Source organism: Rhizobium sp. P28RR-XV (assembly GCF_012641385.1).
Taxonomy (GTDB): domain Bacteria; phylum Pseudomonadota; class Alphaproteobacteria; order Rhizobiales; family Rhizobiaceae; genus Rhizobium.
This window is the reverse complement of sequence record NZ_JABAIG010000003.1, coordinates 340,386-359,420: the sequence shown is the minus strand read 5'-3', so window position 1 is coordinate 359,420 and position 19,035 is coordinate 340,386. Positions and strand designations below refer to the sequence as shown.

At 61.6% G+C, this 19,035-nt stretch carries 17 protein-coding genes; 7 read left to right on the top strand and 10 right to left on the bottom strand.

Annotated elements, in window-relative coordinates:
* Positions 1 to 98: 98 nt before the first annotated feature.
* Entirely contained in the window at positions 99 to 1,274 is a 1,176-nt protein-coding gene (locus HGP12_RS08545; protein ID WP_246703291.1) for an ATP-binding protein, read from the bottom strand.
* Between the two features lie 20 nt (positions 1,275 to 1,294).
* Entirely contained in the window at positions 1,295 to 1,987 is a 693-nt protein-coding gene (locus tag HGP12_RS08540; RefSeq protein ID WP_168839341.1) for a response regulator, read from the bottom strand.
* Between the two features lie 200 nt (positions 1,988 to 2,187).
* Between HGP12_RS08540 and HGP12_RS08535 the strand changes: the two genes are divergently transcribed.
* Positions 2,188 to 2,949, top strand: a complete 762-nt coding sequence (locus HGP12_RS08535) for a phosphatase PAP2 family protein (RefSeq protein WP_168839342.1) — start codon at positions 2,188 to 2,190, stop codon at positions 2,947 to 2,949.
* 261 nt (positions 2,950 to 3,210) lie between these two features.
* Positions 3,211 to 3,348, top strand: a complete 138-nt coding sequence (locus HGP12_RS08530) for a hypothetical protein (RefSeq protein WP_168839343.1) — start codon at positions 3,211 to 3,213, stop codon at positions 3,346 to 3,348.
* A 113-nt stretch (positions 3,349 to 3,461) separates the two neighbouring features.
* Here the strand turns inward: HGP12_RS08530 and HGP12_RS08525 are convergent, their stop codons facing one another.
* Together HGP12_RS08525 and HGP12_RS08520 are read right to left on the bottom strand one after the other, a co-directional pair.
* Positions 3,462 to 4,139, bottom strand: a complete 678-nt coding sequence (locus HGP12_RS08525; protein ID WP_168839344.1) for an O-methyltransferase — start codon at positions 4,137 to 4,139, stop codon at positions 3,462 to 3,464.
* A 181-nt stretch (positions 4,140 to 4,320) separates the two neighbouring features.
* Positions 4,321 to 5,535, bottom strand: coding sequence for an adenylate/guanylate cyclase domain-containing protein (locus tag HGP12_RS08520; RefSeq protein WP_168839345.1), 1,215 nt, complete (start codon positions 5,533 to 5,535; stop codon positions 4,321 to 4,323).
* A 57-nt stretch (positions 5,536 to 5,592) separates the two neighbouring features.
* Between HGP12_RS08520 and HGP12_RS08515 the strand changes: the two genes are divergently transcribed.
* Together HGP12_RS08515 and HGP12_RS08510 are read left to right on the top strand one after the other, a co-directional pair.
* Entirely contained in the window at positions 5,593 to 6,225 is a 633-nt protein-coding gene (locus HGP12_RS08515; RefSeq protein ID WP_168839346.1) for a TetR family transcriptional regulator, read from the top strand.
* Between the two features lie 190 nt (positions 6,226 to 6,415).
* A complete protein-coding gene (locus tag HGP12_RS08510; protein ID WP_168839347.1) occupies positions 6,416 to 7,603 on the top strand; it encodes an arabinose transporter in 1,188 nt (395 codons plus the stop codon).
* Between the two features lie 75 nt (positions 7,604 to 7,678).
* Here the strand turns inward: HGP12_RS08510 and HGP12_RS08505 are convergent, their stop codons facing one another.
* The 5 genes from HGP12_RS08505 to HGP12_RS08485 form a co-directional block, all read right to left on the bottom strand.
* Positions 7,679 to 8,272, bottom strand: coding sequence for a class I SAM-dependent methyltransferase (locus HGP12_RS08505; RefSeq protein WP_168839348.1), 594 nt, complete (start codon positions 8,270 to 8,272; stop codon positions 7,679 to 7,681).
* 55 nt (positions 8,273 to 8,327) lie between these two features.
* The gene (locus tag HGP12_RS08500) at positions 8,328 to 9,677 is read right to left on the bottom strand and encodes a c-type cytochrome (protein WP_168839349.1); all 1,350 of its coding nucleotides are present in this window, start codon (positions 9,675 to 9,677) and stop codon (positions 8,328 to 8,330) included.
* Between the two features lie 123 nt (positions 9,678 to 9,800).
* Complete coding sequence (locus HGP12_RS08495; RefSeq protein WP_168839350.1) at positions 9,801 to 12,065, bottom strand: xanthine dehydrogenase family protein molybdopterin-binding subunit; 2,265 nt, start codon at positions 12,063 to 12,065, stop codon at positions 9,801 to 9,803.
* On the bottom strand, positions 12,062 to 12,523 hold the full coding sequence (locus HGP12_RS08490; RefSeq protein ID WP_168839351.1) for a (2Fe-2S)-binding protein: 462 nt from the start codon (positions 12,521 to 12,523) through the stop codon (positions 12,062 to 12,064). The genes HGP12_RS08495 and HGP12_RS08490 overlap by 4 nt, the downstream gene beginning before the upstream one ends.
* A gap of 277 nt (positions 12,524 to 12,800) precedes the next feature.
* Positions 12,801 to 13,502 carry a CDP-diacylglycerol diphosphatase gene (locus tag HGP12_RS08485; protein ID WP_246703290.1) on the bottom strand — a complete coding sequence of 234 codons (702 nt, stop codon included), beginning with the start codon at positions 13,500 to 13,502 and terminating at the stop codon, positions 12,801 to 12,803.
* Positions 13,503 to 14,085: 583 nt separating this feature from the next.
* On the opposite strand from HGP12_RS08485, the gene HGP12_RS08480 reads away from it, so the two are divergent.
* Genes HGP12_RS08480 through HGP12_RS08470 form a run of 3 tightly spaced genes read left to right on the top strand, consistent with a single transcriptional unit; the run spans position 14,086 to position 17,827 of the window.
* On the top strand, positions 14,086 to 14,559 hold the full coding sequence (locus tag HGP12_RS08480; protein ID WP_168839352.1) for a (2Fe-2S)-binding protein: 474 nt from the start codon (positions 14,086 to 14,088) through the stop codon (positions 14,557 to 14,559).
* The gene (locus HGP12_RS08475) at positions 14,559 to 15,542 is read left to right on the top strand and encodes a xanthine dehydrogenase family protein subunit M (protein WP_168839646.1); all 984 of its coding nucleotides are present in this window, start codon (positions 14,559 to 14,561) and stop codon (positions 15,540 to 15,542) included. Before HGP12_RS08480 ends, HGP12_RS08475 begins: the two co-directional genes overlap by 1 nt.
* Positions 15,539 to 17,827, top strand: a complete 2,289-nt coding sequence (locus HGP12_RS08470) for a xanthine dehydrogenase family protein molybdopterin-binding subunit (protein ID WP_168839353.1) — start codon at positions 15,539 to 15,541, stop codon at positions 17,825 to 17,827. The genes HGP12_RS08475 and HGP12_RS08470 overlap by 4 nt, the downstream gene beginning before the upstream one ends.
* A 181-nt stretch (positions 17,828 to 18,008) precedes the next feature.
* Here the strand turns inward: HGP12_RS08470 and HGP12_RS08465 are convergent, their stop codons facing one another.
* Positions 18,009 to 18,989, bottom strand: coding sequence for an ABC transporter permease (locus HGP12_RS08465; protein WP_409526823.1), 981 nt, complete (start codon positions 18,987 to 18,989; stop codon positions 18,009 to 18,011).
* Positions 18,990 to 19,035 lie beyond the last annotated feature (46 nt).

Genomic DNA, 19,035 nt, shown 5'->3' with positions numbered 1-19,035 from the left:
GGCATGCGGCGGTGCCGCCGCGCAGCCGGAAGATTCAACCGTTCCATCTCTTGGCTTTTGCGTAAATCCGGACGAAACCGCACTTTCCCGGAAGTGTTCTATTGCGAAGGTTCGTGCGCTCTTTCCTGCCCGACGCCGTCAGTCAGATGGATTGCGACCATGGCGCCGCCTTCCGGCCGGTTTGAAAATTCCAGATGTCCGCCATGGGCAACTGCTATTGCCTGCACGACGGATAGCCCCAGTCCCGTGCCGCCGCTTGCACGCGAACGCGAAGGATCGCCCCGCCAGAACGGGTTGACGGCGACGGCGTCCATATCCTGCGGAAATCCCGGGCCGCGATCGAGGACGCGGATGAGGACGCTTTCATCCGGCAAACGCTCGGTTTCGCATCGCAGCCAGCCGCCGTCGGCGGCATAGCGGCAGGCATTTTCGACAAGCGCCAGAATGGCCTGTCGTATACGGGGAGAATCCGCCGAGATCCAGGCGGGCTGCAAATCTGTTTCAATCCGCAGCTTGCTTGCGTCCAGCATCGGCATTGCGGAGGCGACAACCGTCTCGACCAATTGCGAGGCATCGATGCGCCGACGCTCGACCACGAGCTTCTGGCCGATGGCCAGGGACAAGGTGCGCAGGTCTTCGACAATCCTGCCCAGACCCTCGACCTGAAGGAGAAGGTCGGAGATGATCTTGCGGTCCATCGGGAAAATGCCGTCGATCATGCTCTGCAGCGATCCTTGCAGGATTGTCAGCGGGGTTCGCAGTTCATGCGCGATCGCCATGTTGTTGAAGCGCAGCCTCTCTTCCATCGTCTCCAGGCTTGTCGCCAGCGCATTGAAGGTTTCAACGAGGCTCGCAACCTCACGGGTGCTGCGGTAAGAGGCGGCAACGCGAACCGAGAAATCGCCCGATTTCAAGCCTTCCGCAGCCGCGGTGAGCTCTTCAAGCGGGCTTGCGAGGCGTCGGGCCAGATAGATACCGATGAGGGCGCAGATCAAGGCGGAAAGCAGGCCACCTATCAGCACGGAAAGCTGCACCTTGAAATCCGTCGGTTCGGTCAGCAAATTGAGGTGCTCGAACAAGAGCCTGAGGGAATCCCCGTCCGGAACCTTGTTTTCGCTCAGCATTTTGTAGGCCGCTGCGGCCCTTGGCGGCAGACCGTCGGTGATGGTCTTTTCAAGATAGGAGGTATACCAGTTGACCTCCAGGTATGTCAGGCCGACGCTGAGGAGCAACATGACGGCGGTAACGATGGCCGTGAGCGTGGCCAGCGGCATGCAAGGAAACCTTAGTATCTTCATCTTGGATCCGAAAAACGATAGCCAATGCCGCGCACCGCGGGAAAAAAGCCGTTCTGTCCCATGTCCTCCAGCTTCCGCCGAAGGTTGGAAATGTGCGTGTCGACAGTGCGGGTCAAGGCCTCGCTTTCGGGCAGACAGGCATCGAGAATATCGGCGCGTGAGAAAGCCTGCGTGGGGTGGCGGATCATATAGGCGAGAATCCGGAATTCGCTGAGCGTCAGAAGCAATGGAATGCGGCGCCCGTCCTTGACGACGACGACGGAATAGCTGCCGAAATCGACCTCGATGACGCCGAAGCGCCGGATGGTTTCCGCCCGGTCGCCTTGCGTCCGCCGCAGAACCGCCCTGACGCGGGCAACGACTTCCTGGGGGTTGAAGGGTTTGACGACATAGTCGTCGGCGCCGAGGCGCAGTCCGCTCAGGCGGTCTATGTCGTCCGCAACGGCTGTCACCATGATGACGGGCGTTGAGCCGGCCTGTCGCAGGCGACCAAGCACCCCGAAGCCGTCCAGTTTCGGCAGGCGTACGTCCAGGAGCACGATGTCGGGCTTCAGAAGCGCATGATGCTGGAGCGCGGTTTCGCCGTCGCCGGCGCGGACCGTGCGAAAGCCGTCCCGCGTCAGATAGCCTTCCAATATCTGTGCAATAGCCGGTTCATCCTCCACGATGAGAACGAGACTGTTGTCCACCTTAGCGCCCCATTTTATTTCGTTTCTTTTGCGGCTTTGCCGCCTCATTCGCACTATCGCGGACAAAACACGCTTCCGCAATTTCCAAACAGTCTTCCGGCCGCCTGACGATCGATTCTGAACACAGCGTTGATGCGATCTCCGTCAATTCTTGACAATCGCGATTCAGGTTGCCGCCGTTCCGCCTCAGGAGATATGGCATGTGGAAATTTGCGTTGCATTCTTGGAACTTTGCGTCCGGGCGCCCGAGCACATCGAAGACCGGCGCAGCCACGGATGGAGAGTTTGCGGTCATCGGCATGATGGTCGTCTGGACCAGTTTTGTCTTCGTGGTCTTTCCCAAACTCGATCTGGCCGTCGCGCGCCTGTTCACCCATGAGCGGCTATTCTGGCTCGCGGAAGACCCATTCCTGAAGGCGGTACGGGACATCAGTCGCCGGAGCCAGCCTTACCTTCTCGGCACCATGGCGGTGATTGTCGTTCTCCATGTCTTTCTGCCGAGGCGGCTTCGGTTCTGCCCTCCGCACAAGCCCTTGTTCGTGCTTCTGAGCTTCGTCGCCGGGCCGCTCCTGATCGTGCAGACGTTGAAAGTCGCAATCGGACGCGTGCGTCCCCGCGATCTCATCGAGTTCGGTGGCACTGCGGATTTCACCCCGGTATGGCAGTTCTCGGCCGCCTGTTCGCGCAATTGTTCTTTCCCTTCCGGCGAGGCTGCGGCCGCCGCCGCCGGGCTCTCACTGCTGGTTTTCGTGCCTCCAGGAGGCAGATGGATTGCCGCGCTGCTTCTGACGCCGTGCCTACTGTTCGTGGCGTTCAACCGCGTCATTTTCGGTGCCCATTTCCTGTCGGATGTGATGCTCGGCTGGCTTCTGACCATGTTAAGCATGGCGCTGATCTGGCGTTGGCTGGAAGCGAATTCACGGGCGATCGATCGCTTCGTAACGCGGTTCATGTTCGGGTAGGCCGCTATTTATCGCCCCTTTTGCCGTCCGGCAGGGATGGGGGGCGTTAGTGTCGCCGGAATGAGACGATACTGACCGAACGCATGTTACAAACCTTAATACAACGTTTGTTCACCTTTCCATCGATCAGGGTTTACTTATTTAGTGGTGGCCATGTCGCCGAATGCGACGGAGGTCGAGCGTCTGATGGTTCAGGGGTCCCGGCAGGGTGAGAGTGATGGGATGGGGTTGGTAGATTGGGCATTGCGTGGAATGCTCGACATGGATAGCCGAAGAAAGGCGGGCGCTCGCAGCAGCCACTTGGAGCCATGGGTCGTGCTTGCCGTGGAAAGTTTCGAGCGGGAAATGCTGGTTTTCTACAGGCGTTCGCAGTTCAAGGTCGTTTATACGGCGACATGACGGCCGCGATGCAAACGCAAATACACGGTGTGAAAGCCGTCACCCGTATCCGGCAGCGAATGCGGGACGGATGTTGCAAGCGCGCCATGGGCGCGCTTGCGCTGTGAACGGCGTCAGCCGAGCCGCATGGACAATTCGATGTCTTCCGCGAAAGCTACGGACATGTATCCGCTCGCCGGCGAGCGCACCCAGGTCAGATAATCGGGACAGAAGTCCGCATTGTCGGCAACCACGAGGGCACCCGGCCTCAGACGGCTCTCCACCAGCTTCAGAATGTCTGGATAGAGCGCCTTGGCGCCGTCGAGAAGCAACAGGTCGATGGTATCGGGCAGATCGGAACTCAACGTCTGCAGGGCATCGCCTTCCCGGATCTCGACGAGATCGATAAGGCCGGCTGCCTCTAGATTTTCCCGTGCCCGCGCCACCTTGGAGGGCTCGAATTCGGTGGTGATCAGGTGCCCGCCGCCATTGTCCCGCAGCGCGGCGGCAAGGTGGAGGGTGGAGATACCGAAGGAGGTTCCGAATTCGACGATGATGCGGGCGCCGGTGCTTCGCGCCAGCATATAGAGCAAGGTTCCGGCCTCCCGCGAGATGGCGAGCGGTATGTCCTTCAGCCGGGCGTAGAAATCGAGATAGTCGGTTTTGCTGCGCACCAGACGCGCGCGCTCCTCGCTGGAAAGGCCGCTCCAGTAAGCGGCAACCGATGGTGTTGTTGCCGGCGACGCTGCATCCGCTTCCTTAAACAGGCGATCGAGCAATGGAGCGAGTGGGGTATTCGTCAATGTGGTCATGTTTTCTCCGTTCAGGGCCAAGGTCTTTTGCCGGCGACGAAAATACGAATAATTCATCGCATTTTCTAATCGCATTGACGGAGGTTGCGTGCGAAATGCGCCTATGTTCTTGAAAATATGCTGGAAAAATAGCGCCTTGGATCATTCCCGAGCAATCCCTTCGGCGCAGCCATTCGCATTTTCAACGGTCGCACGAGATGCCGAAGCCGACGATATCGACCGGATGGTCGAAGCCCTTCAGGGCGTGGCTGCCGAAAGACTTGCATTGGACGCCGGCCGCCTTGGCGGTATCAGATGTCATCAGCATGATTGCGTCTAGCTCCTTGGCGAGGGCCTGTAATCTGGCCGAGCGGTTTACCGGCGTGCCGATGATCGTAAACGAAAACCTGCCAGGCGAACCGATATTGCCGTGAACGACTTCGCCGATGTCGATACCGATCCGCGCCCGCAACGGCGGTGCCATCTTTCGCGACGGCATCGTGTTGATAAGCTCCAGTGCCCGCAGCCCTTCCAGCGCGGCTTTCACTGCGGCGGCACAGAGCGGCCCTTCGCTTCCGGCCTGCGGAACGGGGAAGAACATGACCACGGCGTCGCCGACATGACCGGAGACCTGGCCGCCGGCGCGGGACACAGGCCGGGTGATCGTCTCGAAGAACAGATTGAGATGATCGATGAGAGACCGGGGATCCAGCCGCTCGGTCAGTGAGGTGAACTGGAACAGGTCGCAATAGATCACGATCGCTCGAATTTGCTCAACCTCGCCAAGGCCCACACGGCCATCGAGCAAGGCGGTTGCGGCATTGCGGCCGAGATAGGTCTGCAGCAGGACGCGGGCGGCAGCTGCATTCAATCGGGCTCCGAGGGCAAGGGCGAACACCGGCATCACGCGATGCAGCAGCTCTATCTCCAACCCAGAAAATCCGCCGGGGCGTTCGGTAATGAGCAGGCTCATCACGTCGTCGAAGAAACCGAGCGTGACATCGGGGGCAAGATGGTTGGCAAAGGCTATGGCGTCCGTTGCTCCGTCCTGCGGAATGGATGCGAGGCGGCCGGCATCGAGACGAAGAACCGTTGCATCCTCCTCCAGCATGTCAACGAAGATCTCGCCGGCGAGGATATTGTCTTCGGTGCCTTTGCCGTCTCGCCGCCAGCGAATGAAATGCTGGGCTCTCTCCGGATCGACGGCATCACAGGCAACCTCGATCGTCGAAACGGCGAGACCGACGGCATTCAGCGTGCGGCCGAGGAGAATAACGAGCCCGGCGTCGCTCGCGCCGGCAAGTGCTGCTTCCACCAGGGCCTGGCTCACATGCGAGAACATCTTTGCCAGGGCGTCGGCCTCGATCGGCATGGCTGCCAGTCCGCTGCTTTCATCGCCATGTTCTTTGGTTTGCATGGGGCGTAAAATACGATTAATTCGTCAGCTTTCCCATTCGCATTGGCAGGCATCGATATGACGGATCGTCCAAGAGCCCGGATTTCCTCGCGAAAGCAGCCGAAGCAGGCTCGCTCGAACGAGCTCGTTTCCGCGATCCTGGGTGCCGCGGCTCAGGTTTTGGCAAGGGAAGGCGCCCAGCGCTTCACCACGGCACGCGTCGCTGAAAAGGCCGGCGTCAGCGTCGGATCCTTGTATCAATATTTCCCCAACAAGGCGGCGATCCTCTTCCGCCTGCAGAGCGACGAATGGCGGCAGACGTCGGACCTGCTGCGCCGCATCCTTGAAGATACCGCGACACCGCCGCTGGACCGATTGCGCTGCCTCGTCCACGCCTTCATCCGCTCCGAATGCGAGGAGGCCGCCATGCGTGTTGCGCTCAACGACGCCGCGCCGCTTTATCGCGATGCACCGGAGGCGCATGAGGCGAGGTCATCCGGAGACCGTATCCTGCAGCAGTTCATGCGCGAAGCCTTGCCGGAGGTCGATGACGCGGCCCGCATCCTGGCGGCCGACCTGATCGCCACGACGCTCAGCGCGACGGGAAAGCAGCTTTCGGAAAGCCCGCAAACAGCGCAGGAGATCGAAGCCTATGGCGACGCCATGGCGGATATGTTCGGCGCCTATCTCGAAAGCCTCAAGCTTCGATGAGGGGTGGGGCAGCATGGCCTCCCGCTCCGGCGACGCTGTGTTGACACCCTTACGACAAGCGCATATTGGAAAAGCCAGCCGGTTCCGCTGGCCGTAAGCGTTTGACGTCAAGCAACGCACTCAACGATCCTCGATGGTCGGAGTGCGTTTTTTTGTGCCTTCGCCGATCGAGGAAAGCCTGGAGACCATCATGGCTTTTCAATCGACATCCGATCCGGCGCGCGGTCGCCTTCTGCTGCTGAGCGCCATTCTCTTCATCTCCTATCTTTGCGTCGGCATGACATTTCCGATCGTGCCGATCTACGTGACCGAGCAGCTGAAGCTCGGCAATGTCTGGGCCGGGCTCGGCGTCGGCATCGCCTTTCTTGCGACCATTCTGACGCGCGGCTATGCCGGTGGTCTTTCGGACCATCGAGGCGCCAAGGTTGCGGTCGTCCGCGGGCTGGCTCTCTACATGGCCGGTGCGGTGATATCGCTGGCCGCCGGTCTTGTCGTCGGTGCGGCGATACCGTCATTTCTGCTTCTTCTCGCCGGCCGTCTGCTTCTTGGCCTGGGCGAAAGCCTGGTCGCCGTCGGCGTGATTGCCTGGGGCATCGGCTTCGTCGGGCCTGCGCGTTCGGGCAGGGTACTCGCCCTGGTCGGTGCCGCGATCTACGGCGCGCTTGCCGTCGGCGGTCCCATTGGGCTGGTATTGCTCGATCGGTTCGGCTTTGCCGGCGCAATGGGGATCAGTGCTGCTCTTCCCTTCCTGGGCCTGCTGGCGATCTCCCGTATTCCCGGCGTTGCGCCACATCCCGGGGCGAAGCGAACGCCGCTTTGGAGCGTCATCAATCGGATATGGCTGCATGGATCCATCGTGTGCCTGCAGGGCATAGGCTTTGCGGCGATCGGTGCTTTTTTCACGCTCTATTTCCATGATCGCGGCTGGAGCTATGCCGGGCTGGGTCTGACTGCCTTCGGCGGCGGCTTCGTGCTGGTGCGCCTGCTCTTTGGGCATCTGCCAGATCGTCTCGGCGGCCTGCCGGTCGCGGCCATGTCGCTTGCCGTCGAAGCGATCGGCCAATTTCTGATCTGGAATGCAAACAATCCCGTTCTTGCGCTGGTTGGCGCATTCCTGACCGGGCTCGGATGTTCGATGATCTTTCCGGCCATGGGGCGGGAGGTGGTTCGGCTGGTGGAGCCGCATCTGCGTGGCACTGCCCTCGGCGGTTTCTCGGCCTTCCAGGATCTCGCTTATGGGCTGACCGGGCCGCTGGCCGGTCTGCTGGCCGACAGAGCCGGCTATGGCAGCGTCTTTTTGGCAGGGACTGTCACCGCTATCGCTGGCCTGTTGATCGCACTCGCGCTTCGCAGGACATATGCCTCCGTGTTCAACTAAGCCGCATCACGGTCCCCACCTTCCGGTGGGGACCAGCCGTTGCCGTGTAGGGCGGTTCGTCAGATTGAGGATCAGCTACAGGGCGCGGAAAACGGAGCCATAGTGATAGGGCGGCAGCTCGATCGTGGCTTGCGATATGAAGCCGCCGGCTTCGACGACGGCGGCAAGCCTTGCAGGCGGCATGCGCATCTCGCTCCTCGGCCCGCGTGGCTGCCCAAGCACCATTGTTTCCTCGCGCGGCAATGTTTTCCAGTTGACGATGCCGAACAACCCCTTTGGAGCGAGAACGGAACGGACGGCGCGAACAAGGGTCGGCTGATCGGGAACGCCGTGGAATGTGTTTGCCATGAGGACATAATCGACCTTTTCGGGAAGATGCTCCGCCATGTCCAGCGCGTCGGCGTGAATCCATTTTTGCACGGATACCCCTTGTCGCGCGGTTTCCCCTCTCGCCATCTCGATCATGTCTTCATCCAGATCGAGCGCATAGACCTTTCCCTTGACGAGTTTCGCCAGCGGCGCGGTAAAATATCCATCGCCGCAGCAGAGATCGAGGACAGTCATGCCCGGCTTGATGCCGAGCGCTTTAAGCATGGCCTGCGGATCGGGCCAGAGTGCCGACCACCAGTCGCGGTCCGGCATTGATGTCGCGGGAAATACTTCACCCATGACAGGCCTCCGCAAGGGGTTGAGTTGGCCGCAACCGGATGGCATGCAAGGCGAACTACCGCATCTGCAATATGATGGGGCTGCTGCTTGCCGGATCGGTATGCTCGCGCAAGGCTTTCACGTCAACAGGCGCGACCGCCCCGCCGTGATTTCCCCAGGATGAGCGCACGAATGTCAGGACATCGGCGATCTGCTTGTCCGAAAGCTGCTGCCTGAATGGCGGCATGCGATAGGCGTCCGGAATGCCGTTCGCCACGACACGGCTGGAGCCGTTCAGCGTCACATTGATTTGAGACGCGTTTTCCTTTGCGAGCGATGCGGCGGAGCCGGCCAGCGGCGGAATCCATTGTTCCTTTCCGCGGCCATCGATGCCATGACAGAAGCTGCATTTCGCGACGAATGTCTGCGCGCCGGGTATCTGCTGACGGGCGGGCAGGGCGACGTTCTTGGCCGTAGCTTCGTCATACTGCCAGGGGGTGCCGTCGCGGGTGGGATCGCCGGGCAGGGACTTCAGATAATGGCTGATGGCTTTGAGATCGTCATCGCTCATGAACTGGGTCGAATTGTTAAACGCATCCGCCATCGAGCCGAAGACGACGGCATGGCCGTTCCTGCCGCTCTTGAGGAAGGTGTATATGTCCTCTTCGGTCCATCGGCCGAGGCCCGTATTCGGGTCGCCACGCAGGCTCGGAGCATACCATCCGTCGAGAAGAGCGCCGGAAAGATAGAGCGGACTGTTTTCATCGAGCGCTTTTTCCGCCATGGTGATTGCACGCGGCGTGTGACAGCTGCCGCAATGGCCCAGCCCCTGGACGAGATAGGCACCCCGGTTCCACTGATCATCGCCAGCGGTTTTGGGCTGATAGGTTCCGCCTTCGGTATAGACCGCGTTCCACAGCGCAAGCGGCCAGCGCATGTTCATCGGCCATTTGATGTCGGAGGGCTTGTTTGCCTGCTGAACGGGCTCGACCCTGTTCATGAAATAGGCGTAGAGCGCGCGGATATCGTCGTCGCTCATTTTCACATAGGAGGGGTAGGGCATTGCCGGATAAAGGCGACGTCCATCGGGTGCAACGCCTTGGCGGACGGCACGGTCGAAATCGGCGAGCGTGTAGTTGCCGATGCCGTTTTCCTTGTCCGGCGTTATGTTGGTTGTGAAGATGGCGCCGAGCGGCGTCCCCATTTCCAGTCCTCCGGCAAAAGGGGCACTCTTCGGTGTGCTGTGACAGGCGACGCAGTCCCCCAGACGCGCAACATATTCGCCACGTTGGAGCAACTCCTCGGAAGGTGTTTGTGCCGCGGCGACGCTGTCGAAGGGAGATGCCGGCTTGCGGGTTACGAACCACGCGACAGCGCCGGCCACAAGCACGACAATCAAAAGAAGAACCAGAAGAAATCTCTTCAAGAATGTGCCCTCATGTCTTTGCTTCGGGATTTCGGACTCGGCGATTGAAGAAGGCAACCACGCCGGCTCTCGATCCAGAATGGACCGAGAGCCGGAATTGTGCCTGGCGCGGCTTGCCGCGCCTCAGCTTTCAAAGGTGTAGTTGGAAAGAGGCATGCTGCGTATCCGCTTGCCGGTCAGCGTCGAAACCGCATTGGCGACCGCCGGCGGGATGGCCGGCAGCCCCGGCTCGCCGATGCCGCCCATCTCGGCTCCGCTTTCGACGATACGGACATGGACCCGGGCCATGCGATCCGGCGGCAGGATCGGATAGAGGTCGTAGTTGCGCGCCACCGGCTCGCCGTTCTTGTAGACGGCTTCCTCCATCAGTACCTGCGACATTCCGAGCGCCGTCGCCGAATTGATCTGCGCTTCGATGATCGCCGGGTTGACGATGCTGCCGGGATCGATGGCTTCCCAGACATCGTGCACGACGACCTGCCCGCTGCGGATGGAGACCTCGGTGATCGCCGCCGTATGGCTGCCGAAGGGAGAGGCCATGGCCACGCCTCGCGCCCGCCGCGAGCCATCTTCCGCCGTGAAAGGCCCTCGCTTCCAGCCGCCGGAGAGATCGCCGGCGGCCTTCAGCAGATTGCTCAGCCGCTCGTTCTTCTGCAGCAGTTTGAGGCGCATCTCATAGGGATCCTGCCCGCCCTTGTCGGCCAGCTCGTCCAGGAATGTCTCATAGAAGAAGTCGTTCATGGAATTGCCGACCGATCGCCAGTAGGCGAGCATCGTCGGGTTTTTCACATAGATCTGGGCTATGCGGTAGTTCGGGATGGCGTAGGATTTTCCGGTCAGGCCTTCGAGGGCTGTCGGGTCCAGCGAGTCCTCCTTATGACCGAAGACGCCTTCCGTCGGCCCTTCGCAGGCGCTGATGGCCTCGAGTGCGACCGGCATGCCGTTGGCGTCGAGTGCGCCGCGGAAGCGCACGGCTGCCATCGGGCGCATCGGATCGCGCAGAAACTCCTCCTCGCGGCTCCAGATGAGCTTCACCGGCCGCCCGACCTCTTTTGCAAGCTGGATGGCCTGCGGATAGGGATTGGCGGACGGATACAGGAAGTGCCGTCCGAAGAAGCCGCCGAGGATGGGGCTGTGAACCGTCACCTTCGATGGTTCGAGCCCCGTCAGCTTGGCGATATCGGCCTGGAACTGTTCGGGTGCCTGATTGGGCATCCAGACTTCGAGACTGCCATCCGGATTGAATCGCGCCAGGGTGGATGGTGGCTCCAGCTGCGCATGATGCAGATACTGGCTCTTGTAGGTGGCGGAAACGACGGTCTTGGCACCGTCGAACGCTTTGGCGATATCGCCGACATTCTCCGCCTCTTTGCCGTTGCCGGGCTCGCTGGCGAGCCTATCGTTGAAGGCCGCGGTCGAAAAATCGGCGGGCATGTAACGGAAGGCGGGATTGGCGTCCGGGCCGGGTTCGCGCCAATCGACCTGGGCTGCCTCGGCCGCGCGCTTGGCATTCCACCAGCGTTCGGCGACGACGGCGACGGCGCCGGGCAGGCTGTGGACGGAATGAACGCCCGGCATCGCGTTGAGCTGGTCTTCGTTGCGGATCTTGCCGATGGCCAGGCCGAGGCGCGGGGCATGCTGGACGGCGGCATGCAGCATGCCGTCGACCTTGCAGTCTATTGCGTAAATTGCCTTGCCGGTCGACTTGTCGTGCATATCCAGCCGCTCGACCGGTTTGCCGATCCAGCGGAATTTGCTCGGATCCCTGAGCGCCACGCTCTCGGGGGCGGGAACCGGCAGGTCCAGTGCCTCGGCAGCGACGTCGCCATAGGCAAGGCTGCGTCCCGATGCGGCATGGATCACGCGGCCCGGCTCCGTCGTCAGCTCGGCAATCGGTGCATCCAGACGCTTGGCGGCGGCCTGCAGGATCATGTTGCGCGCCAGGGCGCCAAGCTTGCGCATGGTCTCATAGCTCGTGCGCACCGACATGCTGCCGCCGGTGATGCGCATCTTGCCGTATACAACAAGATAGTCGCTGCCCGTCGGCGCATTTTCGACGACGAAGGTTTTCGGATCGGCATCGAGTTCCTCGCCGACGATCTGTGCCATCGCGGTGAAGACGCCTTGTCCGCCTTCGACGAAGGGGCTCATGAACCGGATGGTGCTATCTGGGCGGATTTCAAGAAATGCGGGAACGCGCGTGCCGGGCGGCACGGCGGTTGCGGCCTGCTGGGCGCGTGCGCGGCCGACCGGAACGCCGAAGCCGAGCACGAAGGCACCCGCTGCGGCGCCGGCGGAGGTCAGGAGAAAGTGCCGGCGCGAGATGTTGACCGGAGATCCGGTCGGGAACGCATCTTCCGGGACGAGATTGCGACTGGTTTCGGTCATAGCGTTTCTCCTTCTTTGGAGGAGAGGTCTTTGACCGCCGTCTTGATCGCGTTGTAGGTTCCGCATCGACAGAGGTTGATCATCGCCGCGGCGATCTCGTCATCGGAAGGATTGGGTGTCTGTTTAAGGAGCGCGGTCGCCGCGACGACCTGCCCCGATTGACAGTAGCCACATTGCGGAACCTGATGCTTGACCCAGGCTGCGACCACTCGCTTGCCGATCGGATCTGCCTCGAGCGCCTCGATCGTCGTGATCTGGCGGCCGGCGACGCTATCGAGCGGCGTCACGCACGAGCGAACCACCTCTCCATCGACAAGGACCGAACAGGCGCCGCATTGCGCCAGCCCGCAGCCATATTTGGTGCCGGTCATGCCCAACTCGTCACGGAGGATCCAAAGGAGCGGCGTGTCTCCGTCCGAATTGACCTGGTAGGACTGGCTATTGATCTGAAGATTCATGAGGCGCCTCCTGAGGCTTTTGATCGCGAGCCTTCAATGCCAGGCGCCGTGCGACGATCTGAATGCACAACAGGCGGATAACGCATGACTCAGGCTCACAACCCGGGACTATAACACTGAATTCATTTCCCCTAAAAGATTAGTATGTGAATCGTGATAGCTGTTAGAGGCTGGGTTCATAAATCAGCCGTCGGCTCCCCGATCGCCAATAGAACGGTATCCGAACGGCGAGTCCAAATCTGCGGCATCTCTTTGTTTTTAATACATGATCGCGCAGCTATGATCCTGCACGTCTTCCCCCCCCCATGCCGGGCAAAGCCACATCCGTCAACACGATGAAGCCGGGGCCATCGGCGAAATTGGCGCCGGTCACCACGAGATTGTGATCGCCCATTTCCTTTGCCGGGTCCTTCAATGTTTTGGCGAGAGCCAGGAACGGATTGAAATCGCCCAGTGTCTCGCCCTTGACGCGGACAGCCGCGAATTTGTGGCCGGCAATGGTATCGGGAAGGGGTGCCCAGTCCGCTCCGATCTTGTCGGCATCAGTCTTCAGGGCGGCCCGCGCATCGGCGCTCAAGCAGTCGACATGGATATGCAGCTGGTTTTGCGTGCGGGCCTGCTGCGCGTTGACGGCGAGGCTCATGCCGTCGCGCGGGACGGGGCGCGGCAGACGAGAATCGACATCGCCGTGTTCGGCCCAGGCATCGGCAAAGAAGTTATGCGTCGCCGGATCGAGAAGTGCCGCACTTTCGATTCCGGTGATCTTGTCGGTCGGGATCAGGAGAAATTGCGCAACGCCCCGCAGATCCTTCAGCATCGCATAATGCTCGGCCGTGTTCACCGAAAGGCAGGGCGCGGTCTGCGCGACGCATTTGTCATGCACGATTTTCCACAGCACGTCGGAGTCCGCAAAGGCCGGGGCGGCAAGGAAGGGAAGAAAGGACACGGCAAGAGCCGTAACGCAGTGAGAGAATATCATGGCGCGAAATTTTCCTGGTTCAATCAATTCGGCATTCCTCCAGATTTCGGAGGGCTTAGCATAGGCCTATTAGGCGGATGTGACGGCTTGACGGCTGTCGTGCGTCAGATCCGGGCGGGATCGTCGCAGCGGAGGTCGCAATATCAGTTTCGCTTCATCCTCGCCTAATGCCGCCTTCGGTTTGGTCGCCTACATGGCAAGAGCCGGGGAAAACCGTGCCTCGCGTTCGTCGCAAAAACTTGCCACAGTCCCGCAGCTGCCTCATCTGACTGCGGACAGGCTGCCTGTCGGTTCGAAGTCGTGCAGGCCAAGCACATTCAGGCCCGATCTCCCGAAGGCCGATCCCGCCTCTCATTCTCATTTCAGCGTCAGGGCTTGACGAAAACAAACGAGGCAGTAATTTAAACGGAGGCGCCTCCGTTTATCGGTGTGTGTCTCACTTCCAATTCCGATGAGCCGGCTACTGTGAGGAAATGCGGGCGGTTCGTCTTCCTAATAAAATCATCCAGCAACCGATGGACCGACGAATAGACTCTACTAGATTTCGTAGGTCTCATTTTCGTGACGATAGCAGGAGCTTATCATGACACGAACCATCCATATCGCACTCGACGTCAATGGCCAGCGCCGCGAACTCGATCTCGAGCCGCGCGTGACCCTGCTCGATGCGCTGCGCGAGCATCTTTCCCTGACGGGCACCAAAAAGGGCTGCGATCAGGGCCAGTGCGGCGCCTGCACCTGTCACGTCGACGGCAAGCGCGTGCTCTCCTGCCTGACGCTGGCAGCGCAGGTCGAGGGCCGCGAGATTACGACGATCGAAGGCATCACCAGCGAAGCCGGCGATCTGCATCCCGTGCAGGCCGCCTTCATCGAACATGACGCCTTCCAATGCGGCTATTGCACGCCTGGCCAGATCATGTCGGCAGTCGCCTGTATTCGCGAGGGCCATGCCGGCTCCGATGCGGAGATCCGCGAATATATGTCCGGCAATCTCTGTCGGTGCGGGGCCTATAACAGCATCGTCGCGGCGGTGCGCCAGGCAGCGGAGGTGGCATGATGCGAAACTTTTCCTATCTGCGCGCCACATCCGCAGCCGAAGCCGGTCAGGCGGCGCAACAGGCCGGCGTGATGATCCTTGCCGGCGGCACGACGCTGCTCGATCTCGCCAAATGCGGGGTGAGCGAACCTGAGACGGTCATCGATATCACCCATCTTTCCGGCATGAGCGGCATCGCGGTCGATGCGGCCGGTGCCAGGGTCGGCGCGCTCGCCAGGATGAGCGAGGTGGCCGATCATAAGGATATCCGTGCAGCCTTCCCGGCGGTTTCGGAATCGCTGGCATTGGCCGCTTCCGCCCAGCTTCGCAACATGGCGACGATCGGCGGCAATCTCCTGCAACGGACGCGCTGTCCCTACTTCCGCGATCCCGGTGCCTTTTCGGCCTGCAACAAGCGCAATCCCGGTTCCGGCTGCGCGGCAATCGGCGGCGTCACGCGCAACCACGCCGTGCTTGGAACGAGCGGATCGTGCATCGCCTCCTATCCCGGCGACCTGGCGGTCGCTTTGGTCGCGTTCGATGCCGTGGTGGAGACGGATGGCCGGAAGGTCTCCGTCGACGATTTCTTCCTAGCGCCCAGCGATACGCCGGACAAGGAAACGGTCCTGCAGCGCGGCGAAATGATTACAGCGATCACCGTTCCTGCTTCCGCCGCGGCTCGCAACTCAACCTACATCAAGGTCCGCGATCGGCAGTCCTATGAATTCGCCGCCGCAAGCGGCGCCGTTGGCCTGGAGCTTGAAGCCGATGGCAGGACTGTGCGCGATATTCGCGTCGCAATCGGCGGCGTCGCCACCAGGCCTTGGCGGGCACGGGCTGTCGAGCAGGCGCTTGTCGGCAAGGCACTCGACGCCGAACTGGTGGATAAAGCCAGTCGGCTCGCCATGGAAGGCGCCGTCGCGCATGGCGGCAACCACTACAAGATCGAACTTGCGCCGCGCGTCGTCGCCCGCGCCATTCTGAAAATGGGAGGCCTTGCATGACCATGATGGAACCCCGCAAGCACGGCGATGCTTCCGACGGTACGGTCGGCGGCCGTCAGTCGCGCTTCGAAGGCAATATGAAGGTGACGGGCACGGCGACCTATGCGCTGGAATACCCGGTCGAAAACCTTGCCTACGCCGTCCTCGTCCAGAGCACGATCCCTGCCGGACGTGTCGTCAATGTCGACATATCGGCAGCGGTCGCCATGCCGGGCGTGCTTCTGGTGCTGACGCCGGAGGACGATCTCGGTCTCAAGCTCGGTGCCGACTGGGGCGGCAACAAGCCCGCCGAGGGACCCTACTATCCCCTGCCGCGCGAGGTGCAGTTCAACGGCCAGTCGATTGCCGCTGTCGTGGCCGAAAGCCGCGAACAGGCGACGGAAGCGGCCAGGCTGGTGCGCGTCACCTATGAAGCGAGCAAGCATGTCGCCGATCTCAACGACCCGAATGCCGGCGAAGGCAAGCTCATGGAGCCGCTCTCGGTTGCCTGGGGCGACGCCGAGGCGGCGCTTGCCGCATCCCCCGTCCGTATCGAGGCCGAATATTCGACGCCGCGCGAATATCATGTGGCGATGGAGCCGCATGGACTGACGGCGAAATGGGACGGCGACCAGCTGACGATCTGGGAGCCGAGCCAGTGGTCGCACGGCATGGCGCGCATGTATTCCGAATGGTTCGACATGCCCTACGACAATGTCCGGATCATCTCGCCCTTTATCGGTGGCGGTTTCGGATCGAAGGGCCAGCCGCTCGCCTATGGCGCCGTCGCGATCGCCGCCGCAAGAAAGCTCGGTCGGCCGGTAAAGCTCGCGGTTACCCGGCCGCAGAATTTCACCAGTTATGGCGGCCGCGCCGGGACCAGACAGAAGATCGCGCTCGGCGCAACCGAGGATGGGATTCTGCAGGCGATCGTTCATCGTGGCGCCAGCGAGACCTCGATCTATGCCGATTGGCCGGAACAGACCGGGGCGGCAACGTCGATCCTCTACAAGGTCGAGAATTTCTCCTCGCGGCATCGCGTCGTGCCGGTCAACAGCGTGACGCCCGGTGCCCTGCGTGGCCCAGGCAAGAACCCGAGCGCCTACGGCATCGAATGCGCGATCGAGGAGCTTGCCTATAAGCTTGGTATGGATCCGCTCGAACTCAGGCTGAAGAACTATGCCGATCACGACTATCAGTCCGGCAAGCCATGGTCGACGCGCCGGCTGCGCGAAGCGCTGACCGAGGGTGCGGAAGCGTTCGGCTGGTCGCGGCGCAGCCACGCGCCGCGCTCGATGCGGGACGGCAAGACCCTGATCGGCTGGGGCATCGGCTGCGGCACTTTCCCCGTCATCCGGGCGCCAAGCGAGGCGATGATCCGTATTCTCGGGAACGGCCGGGTCGAGGTCGTTAGCGGCGCCATCGACATGGGGCAGGGGACCTATACGATCCTTGCCCAGAGTGCCGCTGAGGTCTTCGGCATTCCGGTGGATCAGGTCGAAGTGCATCTCGGCGACTCTCGTCTGCCGGGTTCGGCGATCGCCGGCGGCTCGATGCTGGCCGGATCGATCATGGGTGCTGTCCACAAGGCTGCGGTCGCCGCGCGCGACGAGCTCATCGGCCTTGCGCTCAGCGATGCCAATTCGCCGTTCCGCGATACGGGGGCGAATACGCTGAATTTTGCTGGGGGTCGCATCGCGGCACCCCGCGGTGAAACACCCTCGCTGACGCTGGCGGAGCTGATGTCCGCGCTCAAGCGCGAGGAGATCGAAGTCCGGCGCAATACCTTGCCCGACGGCGCGAATGCCCAGGAGCAGCTCCAGGCCTGGACGACGATGGCTAGAGTCCAGGGGCCGACCATGGGCGATTATTCCATGCACAGCTGGTGCGCCCATTTCGCCGAAGTGCGGGTCGACGAGGACTTCGGCACGGTGCGGGTCTCCCGCATGGTTTCCGCCTTCGATTGCGGCCGCCTCTACAATCCCAGGCTGGTCGAAAGCCAGTGGCGCGGCGGCATCATCATGGGTATCGGCCAGGCGCTTCTCGAAGAAGGGCTGGTTGATGTGCGCAACGGGCGCACCGTCAACAACAATGCCGGCGACTATCTCGTGCCGACGAATTCCGACATTCCGGATATCCAGGTGATCTCCGTCGGTGTGCCGGATTTCAATGCTTCGGCGCTCGGCGGCAAGGGCGTCGGCGAAGTCGGCATCGTCGGCGTAGCGCCGGCGATTGCCAATGCCGTATTCCATGCCACGGGCAAGCGCGTTCGCGACCTGCCGATCACCTTGGAAAAGCTGCTGTAGAGCGGTTTGGTTCGAGCCGTATCGACGTGCCTCGATCTTCACTGAGCCGGCGACCGGCCGGCTCAGCGTTCTACCGGATATTCGAGCTGAAGCTTGACGATGCCCGAGGTGCAACCGCCGTAACGGGCGACCATTTAGGCGAGCGGCCGATCGAGTGCCCGGGCAGGAGCCGTCGTGTAAATCACGACTTGCCGCGGCTGATCCCATAGGTAAGTGCAAGCGCACCGACGAGAACGGCACCCTTGATGAAGTCCTGCGTGTAATAAGGTGCGTTCAACATCGTCAGCCCGTTCAGAAGCACGCCGACGAAGACGGCACCGATCGTCGTGCCGAGAACGTTGGGACGGCGCAGTCCAAGCACGGCAAAACCGATGAGCGAGGCGGCCACGGAATCCATCAGCAGCGAGGCGCCGGAGGAGACGTCGCCACGGCCGACACGCGCAGCGACGATGATGCCGCCAAGCGAGGCGAGAACGCCTGATAGCACATAGGCAAAGGTCTTCAGGCGGGCGATGTTGGCACCGGCAAGCCTGGTCGCGGCTTCATTGCCGCCGGTCGCATAGAGAAGGCGGCCCAGACGCGTGCGCTCGGTGAGGACGTAAAGCACGAAGGCGACGATCAGCATGAGAATGACGGGGAAGGGGATGGTGCCGAACAGGCTCGATCGTCCGATCGTCAGGAAGGCTGGATCGACCTTGCCCGTTGCTGTCGTGCCATCGGAGAGGATGAGGCCCACCGAGATCGAGCGCCCCGCCGTCGGGATCAGCTGCAGCCCCGTCAAAAGAAACATGGTCGCGAGCGTGGCGAGCAGATCCGGCACTTTCAGCCGGACGATCAGCAGGGCATTGACGAGCCCGACGATCGTGCCGAAGCCGAGCACCAGCGGCACGGTCTCATAAGCGTCGAGATTGAGGACGATCATGGCATAGCTCGCCACCATGACGCTCGAGGTGGCGACCGCGCCGACGGAAAGATCGAAGCCGCCGATGGCAAGCGTCACGGTAACGCCCGCGCCGATGATGGCGACGACCGAAACCGCCTGCAGGATGCTCATCAGATTGTTGATGTTGATGAAGGCCGGCTGGGCGACGCTGAAGATGATGACGAGGGCAAGGAGGAGGAAAAATACCGCCCCCCGCCGCACGAACTCCTGCGGCGACATCGTGCTGCTTGCTGCCTTCTGCTCGGGGATTTGGACGGTTCCTTCA

What these genes read in the sequence shown, in the direction of transcription:
- HGP12_RS08545 (WP_246703291.1), bottom strand. Translation starts at nt 1,274, where the DNA reads ATGCCGCTGGCCACGCTCACGGCCATCGTTACCGCCGTCATGTTGCTC.
- HGP12_RS08535 (WP_168839342.1), top strand. Translation starts at nt 2,188, where the DNA reads ATGTGGAAATTTGCGTTGCATTCTTGGAACTTTGCGTCCGGGCGCCCG.
- HGP12_RS08530 (WP_168839343.1), top strand. Translation starts at nt 3,211, where the DNA reads ATGGATAGCCGAAGAAAGGCGGGCGCTCGCAGCAGCCACTTGGAGCCA.
- HGP12_RS08525 (WP_168839344.1), bottom strand. Translation starts at nt 4,139, where the DNA reads ATGACCACATTGACGAATACCCCACTCGCTCCATTGCTCGATCGCCTG.
- HGP12_RS08520 (WP_168839345.1), bottom strand. Translation starts at nt 5,535, where the DNA reads ATGCAAACCAAAGAACATGGCGATGAAAGCAGCGGACTGGCAGCCATG.
- HGP12_RS08515 (WP_168839346.1), top strand. Translation starts at nt 5,593, where the DNA reads ATGACGGATCGTCCAAGAGCCCGGATTTCCTCGCGAAAGCAGCCGAAG.
- HGP12_RS08510 (WP_168839347.1), top strand. Translation starts at nt 6,416, where the DNA reads ATGGCTTTTCAATCGACATCCGATCCGGCGCGCGGTCGCCTTCTGCTG.
- HGP12_RS08505 (WP_168839348.1), bottom strand. Translation starts at nt 8,272, where the DNA reads ATGGGTGAAGTATTTCCCGCGACATCAATGCCGGACCGCGACTGGTGG.
- HGP12_RS08495 (WP_168839350.1), bottom strand. Translation starts at nt 12,065, where the DNA reads ATGACCGAAACCAGTCGCAATCTCGTCCCGGAAGATGCGTTCCCGACC.
- HGP12_RS08490 (WP_168839351.1), bottom strand. Translation starts at nt 12,523, where the DNA reads ATGAATCTTCAGATCAATAGCCAGTCCTACCAGGTCAATTCGGACGGA.
- HGP12_RS08485 (WP_246703290.1), bottom strand. Translation starts at nt 13,502, where the DNA reads ATGATATTCTCTCACTGCGTTACGGCTCTTGCCGTGTCCTTTCTTCCC.
- HGP12_RS08480 (WP_168839352.1), top strand. Translation starts at nt 14,086, where the DNA reads ATGACACGAACCATCCATATCGCACTCGACGTCAATGGCCAGCGCCGC.
- HGP12_RS08475 (WP_168839646.1), top strand. Translation starts at nt 14,559, where the DNA reads ATGCGAAACTTTTCCTATCTGCGCGCCACATCCGCAGCCGAAGCCGGT.
- HGP12_RS08470 (WP_168839353.1), top strand. Translation starts at nt 15,539, where the DNA reads ATGACCATGATGGAACCCCGCAAGCACGGCGATGCTTCCGACGGTACG.
- HGP12_RS08465 (WP_409526823.1), bottom strand. Translation starts at nt 18,989, where the DNA reads ATGTCGCCGCAGGAGTTCGTGCGGCGGGGGGCGGTATTTTTCCTCCTC.